The organism is Nostoc sp. CALU 546 (genome assembly GCF_048836525.1).
In genome coordinates this window covers 1-16054 of record NZ_JAWJTF010000069.1, presented here as the reverse complement: position 1 = coordinate 16054, position 16054 = coordinate 1, and the positions used below count along the sequence as shown (strand labels likewise).

The window sequence follows — 16054 nt, the reverse complement described above, 5'->3', positions numbered from 1 at the left end:
TTATTCTTGGGCATAGTTTCAGGGGTGACTATCTCTGTTAGCATCTCTGTACGATCTAATTACCTTGATTTTTAATACCAAGCCCCCGATGCGAACAACCATAGGTTCTGTTCACAGAAATTCGCCAACACCGACTACTCAAGCCTACCCTCCCTCTGTACCACTATCTGTATACAGGGAATTGTCAACAGAGTTGCAAGCAGCACAGGCGAGGCTAAATGCACTCACCACCCAAAATCAGCAACTAACACAAGAAAATCAACTATTACGCCAAGAAATTACCAAAGTCGTTGAGTCTTTTTCTCGCTTGCAAAATTTTGTGGATTCCCATGCTAAACCTAATTATCATCAAGCTACCCAAGCTGTTAGCGAAGTTAAAAATGCCGCTAAACAGCCTGTAACACAAGGGCGTCCACGTCAGCAGGTTTCTCGTTCACATCCACCCGTTGTGCCCAAAGCCGCACCCGAAAAAAGTCGCCGCCAAGACTTTTCTACACCTGTAATGGAAATGAATTTCCCGATACCAGAACAAGTTTTTATAGAAGAACAACAAGTAAGTTATTATTCCACTACTGAGCCAGATGCCAAGGGACTCAATGGTTGGTGGTTAATTATTACCATCTTGTTAATCATGCTTACTGCCTTTAGTGCTGGATATTTCGTTGTGCGTCCCTTGTTTGAACATCAGAAACGTTAGTTGACACTCCCACAGTCAGCAGCAGCAGTCTTTCGGGCTACTATGCAATTTATCTACAATCACTCTCTAAATATCCAAACAAATCTGCTAAATAGTGGAGTTGATTTATTTTTAGGTTATAAAAGCTACATAAAATGCTAAATTGACAGAAACTTCTTTATGTTAGAAGCTCAAAGATTATCCAAGTTATTGGCACTCTCTGGTCTAAAAATTATGGTGGTTAAAACTACACGAGGCTTTGGCGAATGCTCAGTCGAGCCGTCGCTTATATCTCATCCCTAAAGGGACTGAGTTTTACGCTTACCTAGTGTTTCTCTAAATCTTTGCTGGTTCTCATGTCCCAAATGCTCAAGCAAAGCATCTACATTTTAAAAAAGTGGCAATTATTACATATCTTTTAGGAAAAGCACTGCTAGTTACAGCTTCAGACAGCGGATCTGGTTAGATATATAAACGAAGCTAGTAGAAGTCAGGAGTAAAGAAGATGAAAAAAGTAGAAGCTATTATCCGCCCATTTAAGCTAGATGAGGTAAAAATTGCCTTAGTTAACGCTGGTATTGTCGGTATGACTGTTTCTGAAGTCCGGGGGTTCGGACGGCAGAAAGGCCAAACTGAACGGTATCGCGGTTCTGAGTACACCGTTGAGTTTCTACAAAAACTCAAAGTGGAAATCGTAGTTGATGACAATCAGGTTGATATGGTGGTGGACAAAATTATTGCTGCTGCCCGCACTGGTGAAATTGGCGATGGTAAAATTTTCATCTCGCCTGTTGAACAAGTGATTCGGATTCGTACCGGCGAAAAGAACACTGAAGCAGTTTAAAAAGTTAGGAGTAGAGACGCGATTAATCGCGTCTGTACAAGAGTTATGAGTTATGAGTCAGGACTAATGAATGAAGATTTAGCATAATTCATAAATCCTAACTCCTAACTCCTAACTTCTAGCTCCTAACTCCTAATTCTCTCTAGTTGCGGAAGTAAAGCTGTAAAAGCCTTCCCTCTATGGCTAATTGACCTTTTTAACTCTTTTGTCATTTCAGCAAAGGTCAATTGCAACTCTTGTACATAAAAAATTGGGTCGTAGCCGAAACCACTATCACCACGAGGTGCGTGGAGAATTTCGCCACAACAAACACCTTCAGATTGTAATACGATCGCACCATCAGGACGAGCGATCGCTACTGCACAAACAAATTGAGCTTGCCGATTTACCTCGTTGCCTAATTCGCTCAATATCCTAGCAATGCGTTCTGAGTCGGTTTTGGCGTAACGTGCAGAATACACCCCTGGAGCGCCATTTAGGGCATCTACTTGCAAGCCCGAATCATCAGCAATTGCCCAGTTTCCCGTAGCTTTAGCAATTTGTGACGCTTTTAGACAAGCGTTGGCGGCAAAAGTTTCGCCCGTCTCTTCAATTTCCAATTCTTCAGGTTTGAGGGTTAATTCCCAACCAGAATTTTCCAGATAAGCTTGCATTTCTCGCAACTTACCTGGATTTCCTGTGGCTACTACAAGTAATTTGGTCATTAGTCATTGGTCATTGGTTGGTCATTAGTCATTGGTCATTTACCAAGGACAAAGGACAAATGACTAATGACTAATAATGAATTTTACTCCGCCCACTGTTTCGCCCAAGCAAGAGTTTGATGTACTTGCTCAATTGTCGAGGCTTCGCAGTATAGGCGTAAAACTGGTTCAGTCCCGCTAAATCTAATCATTAACCAGCTTTTATCAGCTAAACGATACTTGTAGCCGTCAATTGTTTGGCAATCAATCACTGCTTTCCCTGCAATTTCCGTCAAGGGTTGGGTTTGCAGTTGTTGCAAAAGACGCGATCGCACTTCCATACTTGCTAAGGGTAAATCAATGCGATCGTAAGCTGAAGTAAATCCTGTTTGTTTCTGCAAGTGGCGATAATACTCACCTAAATCCAAACCAGATTCTACAATCGCCTCTAGGACGTACAATGCTGACAGCAGTGCATCCCGTTCGGGAATATGGCTACCGTAGCCGATTCCTCCCGATTCTTCGCCGCCCAGCAAAACTTCTGCTGCTAACATTCTGTCAGCAATATATTTATAACCAACTGCTGTCTCAAATACTGACAGGTTATGTAGTGCTGCCACAAGGGGCATTAAGTCGGAACCACTAACAGTTTTGACTATTTCACCACTAAAGCCACGCCTTAAGGTTAAGTGGTCGATTAATATCGGGATTAATACTTGGGAACTTAGGAAGTTGGCTTCTCCATCCACAGCTGCAATGCGATCGCAGTCTCCATCAAATACCAACCCCACTGTTAAACCTGATTTATCGGTTTCTCTGTGAGTCTTGATGACTTCAAATAGCTTTGAAAGGTATTTTGGTAAGGGTTCCGGCGCACCGCCACCAAATAGGGGATCGCGTTCTGAGTTGATTTCTTTGACTTGATTGCCTAGTAGTCTCGCCAATCCGCTAGCAGCAGCGCCATGCATGACATCGGCAAATAATGTCAATTTACCAGATGCGATCGCTTCTCGAAGTTTGGCAATATCAACTTTACCTTCTAGCGCTTGGGTATAACTGGGCCAAGGATCGAATTTCTCTTGCTTACCTGGGGTAGCTGCTAGTGGTACTCCAACCGACAACTGCGCTTCTATCTCTTTTGTGACTTCTGGCGGTACTGACCCACCAAAATAGCCCTTGACTTTTAAACCCAAATATGAACCAGGGTTATGGCTGGCTGTAATTACCAGTGCCCCTAAAGCATTGAGTTCTTTTGCTGCCCAACTATAAGCTGGGGTTGGGGCATAAGTTTCGCTCAGTAGCACATCAAATCCGACAGCACTGACAGTATCGGCGACAGCACGAGCAAAGTCTTCTGCCATGAATCGGCGATCGTAACCGACAATTATTGTCCGGCTACCCACAGTAGAAAAATACGTATCATATAATACTTTTGCGGCAACTGGCGCGACCAGGGCTAGACGTTCAAAGGTGAACTCGTCACCAATAACGCCCCGCCAGCCGTCTGTACCAAACTTGATTGAGTTAGCTACAACTGGCATCTAAGTATCCTAACTGTCTACTTGAGGATTCTAGCATTTATACAGTGTGCAAAGTAAAAAAAGAATCTAGTAAAAATATGTACTAATGATATTCAATACAAAAGTGAGCAATTTCGTGCAACGGAGTGTGTGGACGCACAGCGACTTGTCATCAGACAGCGCCTTTTGGCTCACAATTAAAATCCGCTTTCGTAGAATTTTCATATAGTATCTACGTAGCTTGGTTTGTGTAGGGGTGAATTCTAATCGCTAAGTATTCCAGTATTACAGCAGATTTGAATGCATTAACTGCTCCACCTCGGCAGCTTTTTCGCTTAAATCAAGCTCTCTGTAGATTTGCAGACTTTCTGTTAAAAACTGGGTAGCAGTTACTTTAGTATCTGATTGATGCTGCTGGGCGCGGTTCAGATATATTTCGCCCAAGAGTTTAAGAGATGAAGCTTCTAGTTTCCGGCAATTGTACTCCTGAAATACTTGGAGAGATTCTTGGGTTAGTTCTTCGGCTCGGTCAAGATTTTTTAAGACGCTGACTTCCAGATAAGCACGGGCGACATCAAGAGCTTCATCTGCTCTATTTACTGTCTGTCCCAGTTCGGCAAAATACGTCAAGCTAATATTATAATACTCTTCAAATTTGACAATTAGTTCTTGCTGTAACGAGTTATCAAAAGACAATATACGTAAGCGTTCCAACCAAATTAAGCTAAAGATAATGTAGTCGTAAGCAAGATTTTCTTTATAGTCTTGTGTGGTATTTATTTGGATGACTTGACGGATATTTTGTTCAGCTTGCGCTAGTAATTCAAAAGCTATTGCTCTATCTTGAATATTTTTTGCTAATAAGCGTTGGCTCTCACCAATTGCTCTATGACATTTAGCTACATCTTTACCTAAATCTAGTTGCTGGTACAAGTTGTAACTGTGCTGAAAATACTCTACTGCCTGCTCATACTTGTCCCAGGCTCTATAAATGCGTCCTAGCCAATAATAGGCATTAGCTATTTCGGGTTGGTTTTCTAGCATTTGATGTAGCAAAAGGTATTGTTTTTGACATTCAACTGCCTGCTCATATCTATCCCAATTAAGGTAGCAATCAGCTAACCAGTCCCATTGGCTAGCCACATCTTTTACTTTATCTAATTGCTCGTAGAGGTCACGGCTTTGTTGGTAGTAGACGATCGCTTGTTCATATTTGCCCCAACCTTGATGAATCCAGCCTAGTTGAAAGTAGGCACTAGCTATATCTGCTTGATCTTCTAACCGTTGACGTTGTGCCAAGCACTTTTGCTGACACTCAAGTGCTTGCTCATATTTACCCCAATTGCCATTACAATCAGCCAACCAATACCACAAGTTAGCAACATCCTTTTCTTTGCCCAATTGCTCATAGAGGTCACGGCTTTGCTGGTAGTAGATGATCGCTTGTTCATATTTGCCCCAACTTTGATGAATCCAGCCTAGTTGAAAGTAGGCACTAGCTATATCTGTTTGGTCTTTTAACTGTTGACGTTGTGTCAAGCATTTTTGCTGACACTCTACAGCTTGCTCATATCTACCCCATTGCCGATAGCAATCAGCTAGCCAATACCATAAGTTAGCCACATCCTTCTCTTTACCCAATTGCTCATAGAGGTTACAGCTTTGTTGGTAGTGGGCGATCGCTTGTTTATATTTGCCCCAACTTTCATGAATCCAACCTAGTTGAAAGTAGGTATTAGCTATATCTGCTTGGTCTTCTAACCGTTGACGTTGTGCCAAGCACTTTTGCTGACACTCAAGTGCTTGTTCATATTTACTCCATTGCCGATAGCAACTAGCCAGCCAGTACCACTGATTTGCTATATTCTTGTCTTGACCCAATTGCTCATAGAGCTCACGGCTTTGGTGGTGATAGACAATCGCTTGTTCGTATTTGCCCCAACTTTGATTAATCCAGCCTAGTTGAAAGTAGGCACTAGCTATATCTGCTTGGTCTTCTAACCGTTGATGTTGTGCCAAGCACTTTTGCTGACACTCAAGTGCTTGTTCATATTTACTCCATTGCCGATAGCAACTAGCTAGCCAGTACCACTGATTTGCTACATTTTTGTCTTGACCCAATTGCTCATAGAGATCACGGCTTTGTTGGAAGTAGGCGATCGCTTGTTCATATTTTCCCCATTCTTGATAAGTTCTAGCTATATTCCACAAATCACTTGCTTCATCTTCAGGCTTGCGAAACTCTCTGTCTATAGCTAACGCCTGCTGGAAGCATTCTAGTGACTGCTTATATTTGGTGTGTAAGCGATGACAAATACCCCGGTTTCTCCAAAACAGTAGAAAAGCTGATGGATGAATATATAAGGCTAGTTTTTCAAAGCATTCCTGATAGTAGTCAATTGCTTGATCAAATTTATCTTGTTCCTGATAACAAGTTGCAATTGACCAAGCTATATAAGCACTGTACCTGACATTTGGCTGAACATTGATTTCTTCTAGAAGCTCCACAGCTTTTGTATATTTATCTGTACGAATATAAGATATTGCGGTAAGTAAATTTAATGCTTTTTGAGAGTCTTGATCGCCATTATAATTTTCCAGACTATTTTCTAGAGCAGGTGTCATTTCTTCACCTAGTTCTTTAACCAATTCTCTAAGACTACAAAATATATTAGGCTCTAGCTGATTAACAATATCAATGGCACAACTAACTAATCCTGCCCCTGATTCACCACAAGCAACATAAAGAATAGCTGTCTGGGCTTTTACCCGTATCTCTTCAGTAAGTGTTGAATCATTAGCAAATTCTTTCAGCTGTGCCAGAACTTCACCTTTCTGGTTAAATAGTTCAATTTGGCGTAACAGCCTTAACAGTTGTTTAGTTGCATCATCGTCAAAGTCTGTATCTAAACCAAGATAGGTCATAACTAATTTTTGAATTAGCTTTTTGCGACGACTACTATTGACCTCAACTTGAGTTAAAATCTCACCAGCAAATAGCAAATCTTTTAACTGTACTTCCGACTGTTTACAGTTAGTACTTGATTCCTCTTGCAAACCTGACCAGATGATAATTGCATCCTGCGAAGATGCATTTTTGATTTTTAACTTACCACCTTTAATGACAGGTTCATAAGCCTCAAGATTACTGAAAAGCTCCTCAACTAGCTTATTAACCTGTTTAGGAGAATAAATTCCGTAATAGCCTAAAGCCAGTAGAATCGGCTCATTCCAACGCGGCTCATGCAAATGTTTACGGATGATTTCTAAAATATCCCTTACTTCATTGTCAGCAATATAACGTGCGGCAAAATACTCCTCAAACGTTAGGTGCATAAAACCGTAGACTCCAGGCGCACGTTCCACAAATAGACCTGTGGTTTCCCGCACTTTTCGTAAAAACTCCTGCACGGCTTGGCGTACTGAGTCTGATTCTAAGTCAGTATCATTTAGTTCTGCTAGCTTTGCTGCTAACTGTTGTTCAACTTCTGCCTCAGTTACCAAACCAGAAGGCTTTTCCTCATGCATCCAGTAAGCCAGTGGTGCTAAAAATGCTACTACTTCATTTTGGTTCAGCAGCACTTTCGGAGCATCTGGCAACTTCTTACCTAGCTGCCAATCTTCGGTTAAGGTTTGCACTGCTAATTCATAAAGTTTCACCCGACGGTTAGGTAGACGCTCACCATTGCGGTGAATCAGTGCCAAAATTGTCAACAGTAAAGGGTTCGCTGTCAAGCGCTTTACACCCTCATTATCTTTTATTGCCTCTAAAATCTTCCTTGCTTGGTCATCTCCTGCTCTTTGCCATTGTGCCTCACTAGCTTCTGGCTGCTGCGCTCGTTCTATGGCCAAACACCAGCGTTCCAGGAATTTTTCTACCTGTTCACTACCCATATCTTCAATAGTGAACTCAGCAAAGCGGCTGCTCAGTTTCACATCGCGGTAGCCAGCTATGCGGCTGGTAATGACAAACTTATTAGTAGAGAAAGCATTGACAAACTGATCAATTCTTTCCACAATCAGCCTGCGGCTTTCTTGTTCAAATACCTCATCTAGCCCATCCAGCAGTATCAAGCACTGCCCTTGGTGCATTTTTTCTAATAGTAGCGCCGCCATCTCAGTTCCCGCTTCCACTTCATCTTGAAAGTAAGCTTCCCACTGACGGTAGAATTGGCGCAGATAGTCGAGCAGGCTTAACTGTGGTTCTTGTTGAAGTCGTTCTGCATAATCGGCAATACGAAAGAAAATTGGCAACAGAGCTTTACCCAATTCTTCTTGGGGTTCGCCACCAATTACTGTTTCATTGCCATCACGTTTAGCTGTGGCAAAATGTAGCGCTAGATAACGCAGTAACGTTGTCTTTCCCGCCCCTGGAGCGCCGAGAATCACGCAGTATTGATTCTCGCGCACTGCATGGGATAAATCAATTCTTTGTGTTACTGTTTTGGCGCTAGTCGCGGGTATTGAACTTAGTAAAACTGGTTCGTAATAAGAAGGTTCGTCTAAATCGTAGAGGCCAGAGATGCTCAACCTATGTTCAGCTTTGCGAAATGTAGTCATCTCTTGATCTAGTTTCGACGTTTCTGTAACCTGCTGTCGCCTTACTGCTTGTAGTGAAACATAAATTTGATCGAGAAAAATATCTACTTGGCGCTGGACTTGCATCACGCCACTGATTTTGAGATAGGAATTCTCAGCTATCAGCCACTCCAAATAAGGATAAAACAAGGGATTTACAGGTGGACGTGCCTCAAATTTCACCAATTTACCCCGCCAATCCCAGAAATCAGGCGCACGATTACGAAATTCTTCTAAAAATTCCTCTTTATTCAGCCAAAAAATTATGACCAATTCCCTACCAAATAGCGAATCTCTCCCTAAATTCAACTGCTTCATCTCTTGTTTAAGGCGTGATGTCGGCAGTTGGTCAATTCCAAACGCCATTATCAATTTGCGTTTAGTTGGAGAATTATGCAGCCCAGTTTCATCTAAACTGTAGAGAAAATTATAGAGTGAGTTATCACTGTAAAAAAAGTTTTGAGGCTCATTAAAAGTATGATACCCATCTGATAAAAGTAACTTTATTTCTTCAACTACTGGATGCTGTGGCCCACTCTCCGGTGCAATAGCAAAAATTGTCGTTGTTCCACTAGATAATTCTAAGAAACTAACTAATTTTTTTAGCTCTGTTGCGTCATTTGCACTTATGGAATAAGTGTTATCTTCGTTAGAAGCCATTTTTATTAATGAATAATTGCTGATTGCGAGAGAAAACAACTATTAAATTTTTGGAGCGTTAGCAACTTGCCAACGTTGTAAATCTTCCAATAAAATAGGGTTTACATCAAACCAGGATTTTTTACTGTGATTGTAATAGCCTAATACAAATTTGTTTTGCAAAAGCTCATCACAAATCACAAACTGACCTTTGTTAGGCAAACTATGGGTGTTAGTAGTTAAGCAACCTGTGCGGTGAACTTTATCTAGTTCGGGGAAATGGTAATCACTCAAATTATATTCTCTGCGTACTTCTTGCACAGCCTCTTTAGCAACATCTAAGTCTACATATATCAAATCTAGCCTTAAAGAAACTTCACAAGCTGTACGAGCCAGTCGCACCAAATCACGCATCACACCGCCACTTTTTTCAGAAATTAGTTCTAGCGCATCTGGATTAAATAAACCTTTATAAGCAACACCCAAACTTGCTAAACGCTTATGAATTACACTATTAAGAATATCTCTACCAAGTTGATTAGGGATTGTAGTAGGACATAAATTTTCATCACACTCAAATACTGGTGGATTCGTTAAATCTAAGCATTTTTGAAAGCTTTCCATTGGTTGACGAAAGCTTGGAGAATATCTGAGCGAAATCGGAATCGCATATATAATATGGCAACTTAGCTGAGTCAGCAGTGGACTAGCGAACATTTCCAAGGCTGTAACTTGATCGTGTCGGTCAAGACCATCTACAATCACCAGTAACTTCTGCTTGTTTCTTTTTTCGGCAGCTTCTATGATGGCATTAACTCGCTCAATTATTTTACTAAGCTGCGGACGAATATTAAGAGTTGTAGTAACTTTGCGAGTTAAACCTTGTTTAAGAATTAGACCTAGTTTTTTGAGAATTTCTGGAAGTTCAAGACCCGTATTTTCAGCATCTTCATCTTGATAAACTACAGTTTTGAGACTTTCGAGTAAATCATTTAATAAATCGTCTTTTAAACCCCACTCTCGTTGAATAACTTTTTCAAAAATTTTAATTCCAATTAAGACTACAACTTCAGCATAGCCAATGTTGTACTGGTCGAGAGCAGTTACAGTATCAATCCAAATTACTGTATACTTACTGTTCAAATGTTGTTCTAATCGCCGCAATTCTGTAGTTTTGCCACCACCCCTGTGACCTGCTAATAAAAATTTAGCTGGGTCGTCTTCCATATCCAAGAAAGTGATTAAATTCTCTACAGGACTGTTGGCTCGCTGGACATAAAAATTTTTCAGTTCTTCAGGCGTAGTAAGTGGTTCCTCTGGCTTAAAAAGCTGATAAGCAGGCTTCCAAAAACTGGTATTACTCATGGTGACAAATTTTAGCTGACCTCAAACGGTGTTTTGACTTACACTCGTTTATCTCAGTATAACTGGGTAATTTCCTGCTGTAGATTCCTAGAATCGAAAAACTTTATACTATAGTCCGAAATAATACTCTATGCCACTTTGATTGCACACTAAAAATTGATGTGCGATCGCTCGGTTTTACATAACTTGATTAGCCGCGTAGATGCATTGACGTAAAGCAGCTTCCCGTTCGCGTAGCGTCTCCAAAGAATAAGGGTAGCGATCGTTGCTAAATATTGTGTCTGTACAAAGATATAAACATTAATAATCCTTAATAGTATTAACTATTAAGGATTGTTAACATGAGCAAAAACTGCTCACAAACCTGATTGTTCCTTAAAAATCATCGAGAAACTGACTAAGGCGACTGATTACGGGGTCAACCTCTTGAGGAGGGGTAGCAACAGTATAAGAAGTATTATTTACTACTTCTAATTGAGTTGGAGACGGAATGAATGATCGATCATTGACTATGAGCGCCAGTTGTGCAACTTGTTGAGAAAGTTGCAGTAGATGATGTTCCATCGCCTCCAAACGATTAGATCCCTTGGCAAAAAAACGTTCCTCAAGTCCAGCCACTTGACGTTGCAGTTCACCGATTTGTTGATCAGTCGGTGTTGTTGCTGCTGTTTGTGGAGCAGGTTGTACAGATTCCGGTACACATAAAGATTGCCACAAGGCTTCTTTACAGAGATCGCTGAAAGTCTTGTCTGGTTGTTTTTCCAAATAACTTTCTACTTGCGCTAACAAGCTTTCATCAGCAAGCTCTGGGTTGAACGTGACGGATTTAACTACCTTTTTTGACCATTGGAACATCAGTTTTATGCCCTAGCAGCGCGATTGGAGGATAATTGTGCCTCTCCATAAATATACTGCCCCAAAGCATTCGCCTGACGGGAAGGTGCTGCTAAATGAGCATTAATCTTTGCTTCCTTGAGCAGACGTTGAACGTCGTCCCAGAAGAACTCACCACCCCCGCCAGTGAGAATCACATCGGTGACGCGTTCTGGCAACCAGGCTAGCACACGGCTACAGATTTCGCGAGAAAACATCTCTGTGAGGTTGGGAAGAAAATCGTCTAGGTTGGTGGGCTTGCTAGCGCCTTTAGGACGGTAAAAACGTTCGCCTCTGGGTTTGTTCACAGCGGAAATCAGGGCTAGAGATTGACTATCTGCTCCCTCGATTTCGGCAGACACCAATTCATAAAACTTATTCATCCCGAAGTCTTCGCTCTTAGAAGCACCTCTGGCAAAACGGAAGTTATCTACCATCAAAAGATCGACGGTTTGGTGTCCAATATCAACGATCGCCACCGATATTTTTGTAAAATCGGGACTACCAGGGCTTTTCTTCGGTTGAGCTTCAGACCACAGCAAGCTGCCGTAACCTTCTGGCATTACCCATACCTTATTGACGTTCAGCGACACAGATTCGCCTCGGAAGTTCAACACATGAGGGCCACCTACTTGGCTAATCAACTGTGCTTTTTCCTTTTCAAATTGCTCTAAGGAAAGAAAAGGCAGACCTAGTACGACTGAGATATCATCTCTGAGTTTGAAGTAGCCAGCACTTGCTAATACTTTTACTAGTGCAGCTTCTACTTTAGATTGGCCAACTCCTAGATTCGCTCCAAAATCGGCTGCTAGTTGACCAACAGCATATCCATTTCCTTGATACTCCAGCCACAAATCCATTAAGGGATCAGTGGCTCTGGCTTCAAAAACACCACCGCGTACTTGCTCTATTGACATCTGCTTGACGTTGGCAGGTACGAACACCACATTACCGGGTTCGCGACTCACACAAGTTTTTGTGGAAGTTCTGCCTAAGTCAACACTGAGAATGGTTTTTCCCGGAACACCGCCTGTCTTGGGAGGATTATTATTAACAGCATTGATGGGAGTCGATGCTAACGGCTGCCTATTCATCGGTATAGCAGCGGCATTGATTGGGGTAGCGGCGGAAGGTTGGTCTGTCATGAAAGCTCCTAGTTCAAATTTAACTGTAAAAAGTTGTCATGCTCATCTTACAAAAATGCGAGCAACCAGAAATTCTAGGTTGCGTCAAGTGTAGCTAGAAATACGTCAAAAATGAATTCCGGCGATATCTCCGATAAGCTCATGCATTCGCACATCTAGTATTATTTGGCATAGTGTAGGCGAATTTTGGTCAGATGTAACCCCTGCTTTCACTGCTTTCAAACCAAAAGCGTCCGTGTTTTATCTTCTAGTACGTCTTAACTGGCGCTTGAATATCCAGAAAACAAATGCTAGAACCAAACCCCCAAGTACGATTTTAGATACAGGAGCAAGGTAGTTGTCCACAAGTTCATACTGACTACCCAATATGTATCCTGAGTATGTTAGCAAACCCACCCAAGCAGCGCTACCGAATGTTGTGTAAACCAAAAATGGTAGCAAGGGCATATTGCTCATCCCTGCGGGAACAGAAATCAAGGTGCGGATTCCCGGTACAAGACGACCAATTAATACTGCTGTTCTACCTTGTCGATTAAACCACTCTTTGGCCTTGGTGATATCTTTACTAGATATACCCAACCATTTGCCATACTTGTCAGCCCAACGCTTCAAACGGATTTCGCCCAAAAACTTACCTGGATAGTACCAAATAAGTGCGCCCAATACAGAACCCAAAAGTCCTGCGAAAAACACACCAATGATATTTAGCTTTGCCCCTCCTGGTTGATATGGACTTGCTGTAAATCCAGCTAGTGGCATGATCAATTCTGAAGGAATGGGGGGAAACAGGTTCTCTAGGAACATCAGTAGGGCGATTCCCCAATAGCCAAAATAGTTGATAGTATTAGTTATCCATTCAAGCATTTAGTCAATTCCTGAAATTGCTGGATTATAAAGTTGGCATGGCAACAGAGAAACAAAGCAAGAGGAATGGAAGGTAGGGGTATGTTTCATTAATTTCGAGGGTTATGAAAAGTTCGGAAGTAGCTCTAACCCTTGAAATTGAGCGATAAATCGCTCACTACGAACCTTACAAAATTAATGAAACCAACCACTAGTAGTTTGCCAACCCAAAGATGCTAGGTGAGGTCTGGGGAAAGGGGAAAGGGAAAAGGTTAAGGGATTTAAAACCTTTCCCCCTTCCCCTTTACCCTTTACCCCGCCAAGTTCACTTGGCGAACTACTAGGTTTTGTTTTCTAATTTTTTAGATCCCCCTTAGTCGCTTTTGTAATCAGGACTTGGGAGGATCTAAAGATTTGATGGCAAATTTAAAAACATATTTTAGATTTTTTTTGAGGTTGTGGCTGTGGGAGAGCAGGGAGAAAATTTTACCTTGTCCCCCTCATCCCTCATTCCCTCTTGGTCTAGGCTGTCGGTGTCAATGATTGTACCCTTGGTTCCGATTGCCAGTCTAATGGATTCCAAACTCGATCTTCTAGCGCCATCTGTTCAATTAAACTTGCCAGTCTTAGGGCTTTGAGAGCTTGTTCACCACCTACTGATGGTTGATTGCCACCATGCACACAGTTGACAAAATGTTCTAATTCTGCACTTAAGGGTTGAATGTTGCTGGTGTAGACTTTTTCAATCACACCATCTTGCCTATAAAGTACTTGTCGGTGGTCGGTGAGAGAATTGGCAGCCGTTTGTCGGTGAATCAAAATTTCATTCTTGAGAAAATCTGCCTCAGTAAATGAATTTTTGCAATGGGCGACAATCCGGCGAATTTTTCGGTGGGTAACTTTACTAGCAGTCAGAGTAGCAACAATACCATTGGCAAACCCCAAGGTGGCGGTTACATAATCTAGATAACCAGAGTCTAGGGAGCGAGTACCGCTAGCAGTCAATTTTGTTACTGGGGAAGCAGCTAATTCTAGAAGGAGGTCGATGTCATGGATCATTAAATCCAGCACAACTGAAACATCGTTTGCCCGGTCTGAGTAGGGACTCATTCTGTGGGCTTCTAGCGCCAGCAATTCCTCTGTTTTCAGCACTTGGCTCAGTTCTTTAAAAGCTGGGTTGAAACGCTCAATATGACCTACTTGCAGGATACACCCAGATTCAGCTGCGGCATTTACTAAAGATTCTGCCTCAGAAATACTGGCTGCGATGGGTTTTTCAATTAAGACATGAATTCCCGCTAACAGACAGTTGATACCCACGGCATAGTGCAGACGGGTGGGAACAGCTACACAAACTGCTTCCACAAGGGGTAGCAGGTCACAGTAATCTTCAAAAAAACGCACCTTGTACTTGCTGGCAGTTTCTAATCCTCGCTCGACGTTGATATCTGCCACTCCGACTAGTTCAACATCTTTCATTGAACTCAGCACGCGAGTGTGGTGTTGTCCCATGTTACCCACTCCAATCACGCCTATGCGGATCGGTCGTGGCTGGTTGCGCTGTGTATATGGATTCGGTTCTGCCACTGACATGCTATTTTGCACTATTATTCTCTCCTCAACCACCAAATTTAGAGACGCTACGGCCGTTGGCGTTTATACTCGAAAGCCGGTTACGATCCGTCTAAAACCATCCAGATGGTAACATAGAGCCTATGTTTATGAAGAATTTCAAAGTTTGTGATCGGTTCCCGTAATCCAAATATCTTTTGTATAGATATTTCGGGTTTGCTTGGGATTTTGCACTTTCTACAAAGAATATATGTCTTTTTATTAAATTTAAAAAATTCAGTAAGACCTAAGTGTAAATTCTCCTTCGCATTGTTTCCTGGCATCTTGTTAAGGTTTGTTTGATTTGGCGATTTGAAATCCAAAAGTTGCAATTGAGATGAAAGCTGTAATTCTGTTATCTGGGGGATTGGACTCTTCCACAATTCTGTATAAAGCTAAGGCAGATGGCTGTGAATGTCATGCTATTTCCTTTGATTACCAGCAGCGACACCGACGAGAGTTACAGTCAGCCCTCACCGTTGGTCAAAAGGCTGCGATCGCAAAACATCAGGTAGTTAATTTTGATTTACGACAATGGGGTGGTTCAGCACTTACCGATGACGCCATTGATTTACCCCAGGAGCGATCGCTAGATGAAATGTCTCAAAATATTCCTGTCACTTATGTTCCGGCTCGTAATACCATCTTTTTAAGCTTTGCTCTGAGTTACGCCGAAGCGATCGCAGCAGAGCGTGTCTATATCGGCGTCAACGCCTTAGATTACTCAGGATATCCTGACTGTCGCCCCGATTATATCCAAGCAATGCAAGAAGTTTTTCGCCTCGGAACCAAACAGGGACGTGAGGGACAACCAATTAATATTGTTGCACCCCTAATAAATTTGAAAAAAACTGAAATCATCCAACTGGGGAACCAATTGGGAGTTCCTTGGGAGCTAACTTGGTCTTGCTATGCCGGTGGTGATGTCGCCTGCGGCGTGTGTGATTCTTGTCGCTTGCGGCTAGCAGCTTTTGCCGAATTGGGACTTGTTGATCCAGTGGCCTATGCTTAATGTGGGCATTGGGCATTGGGCATTGGGCATTGGGCATTGGTTATTTTCCCTCTGCTCCCCCTGCTCCCCCTGCCCCCCTGCCTTCCCTCCCCCGCTTTCCCCATCCCTCCGCTCCCCCTGCTCCCCCTGCTTCCCCTGCTTCCTCATCTCCTCCCCCGCCCCCCTCCCCCCCCCCTCCCGCGGGACGTGGGTAACACACGTCGCAAACATCGGACAGGGGCAGCGCGAGCGTCAGGTGGGGGGGTTGCGGGCAGAGGAGGGCAGG

Annotated in this window: 11 protein-coding genes; 3 read left to right on the top strand and 8 right to left on the bottom strand. The window is 42.5% G+C overall.

The window, feature by feature from the left end; all coding sequences use genetic code 11:
• Positions 1 to 88 precede the first annotated feature (88 nt).
• Positions 89 to 697, top strand: coding sequence for a hypothetical protein (locus RRG12_RS27580; RefSeq protein WP_069068965.1), 609 nt, complete (start codon positions 89 to 91; stop codon positions 695 to 697).
• Positions 698 to 1181: 484 nt separating this feature from the next.
• Positions 1182 to 1520: a P-II family nitrogen regulator gene (locus RRG12_RS27575; protein ID WP_012410794.1), complete on the top strand. Its 339-nt coding sequence runs from the start codon at positions 1182 to 1184 to the stop codon at positions 1518 to 1520.
• A gap of 125 nt (positions 1521 to 1645) precedes the next feature.
• Here RRG12_RS27575 and rdgB read toward each other — a convergent pair whose 3' ends face one another.
• The 8 genes from rdgB to RRG12_RS27535 form a co-directional block, all read right to left on the bottom strand.
• Positions 1646 to 2224 carry an RdgB/HAM1 family non-canonical purine NTP pyrophosphatase gene (gene rdgB, locus RRG12_RS27570; protein ID WP_069068966.1) on the bottom strand — a complete coding sequence of 193 codons (579 nt, stop codon included), beginning with the start codon at positions 2222 to 2224 and terminating at the stop codon, positions 1646 to 1648.
• An 83-nt stretch (positions 2225 to 2307) separates the two neighbouring features.
• Positions 2308 to 3744 carry a phosphoglucomutase/phosphomannomutase family protein gene (locus RRG12_RS27565; RefSeq protein ID WP_420761368.1) on the bottom strand — a complete coding sequence of 479 codons (1437 nt, stop codon included), beginning with the start codon at positions 3742 to 3744 and terminating at the stop codon, positions 2308 to 2310.
• Positions 3745 to 4008: 264 nt separating this feature from the next.
• Positions 4009 to 8961 carry a tetratricopeptide repeat protein gene (locus RRG12_RS27560; RefSeq protein WP_420761367.1) on the bottom strand — a complete coding sequence of 1651 codons (4953 nt, stop codon included), beginning with the start codon at positions 8959 to 8961 and terminating at the stop codon, positions 4009 to 4011.
• 42 nt (positions 8962 to 9003) lie between these two features.
• Positions 9004 to 10305, bottom strand: a complete 1302-nt coding sequence (locus tag RRG12_RS27555) for a P-loop NTPase fold protein (protein WP_420761366.1) — start codon at positions 10303 to 10305, stop codon at positions 9004 to 9006.
• Positions 10306 to 10680: 375 nt separating this feature from the next.
• The gene (locus RRG12_RS27550; protein ID WP_420761365.1) at positions 10681 to 11160 is read right to left on the bottom strand and encodes a plasmid segregation centromere-binding protein ParR; all 480 of its coding nucleotides are present in this window, start codon (positions 11158 to 11160) and stop codon (positions 10681 to 10683) included.
• Positions 11161 to 11165: 5 nt separating this feature from the next.
• Positions 11166 to 12323: a ParM/StbA family protein gene (locus RRG12_RS27545; protein ID WP_069068970.1), complete on the bottom strand. Its 1158-nt coding sequence runs from the start codon at positions 12321 to 12323 to the stop codon at positions 11166 to 11168.
• A gap of 240 nt (positions 12324 to 12563) precedes the next feature.
• On the bottom strand, positions 12564 to 13187 hold the full coding sequence (locus RRG12_RS27540) for a DedA family protein (RefSeq protein WP_420761364.1): 624 nt from the start codon (positions 13185 to 13187) through the stop codon (positions 12564 to 12566).
• A gap of 501 nt (positions 13188 to 13688) precedes the next feature.
• Positions 13689 to 14771 carry a Gfo/Idh/MocA family protein gene (locus tag RRG12_RS27535; protein ID WP_069068972.1) on the bottom strand — a complete coding sequence of 361 codons (1083 nt, stop codon included), beginning with the start codon at positions 14769 to 14771 and terminating at the stop codon, positions 13689 to 13691.
• A gap of 343 nt (positions 14772 to 15114) precedes the next feature.
• Between RRG12_RS27535 and queC the strand changes: the two genes are divergently transcribed.
• Positions 15115 to 15789: a 7-cyano-7-deazaguanine synthase QueC gene (gene queC, locus RRG12_RS27530; RefSeq protein ID WP_420761363.1), complete on the top strand. Its 675-nt coding sequence runs from the start codon at positions 15115 to 15117 to the stop codon at positions 15787 to 15789.
• Positions 15790 to 16054: the final 265 nt, after the last annotated feature.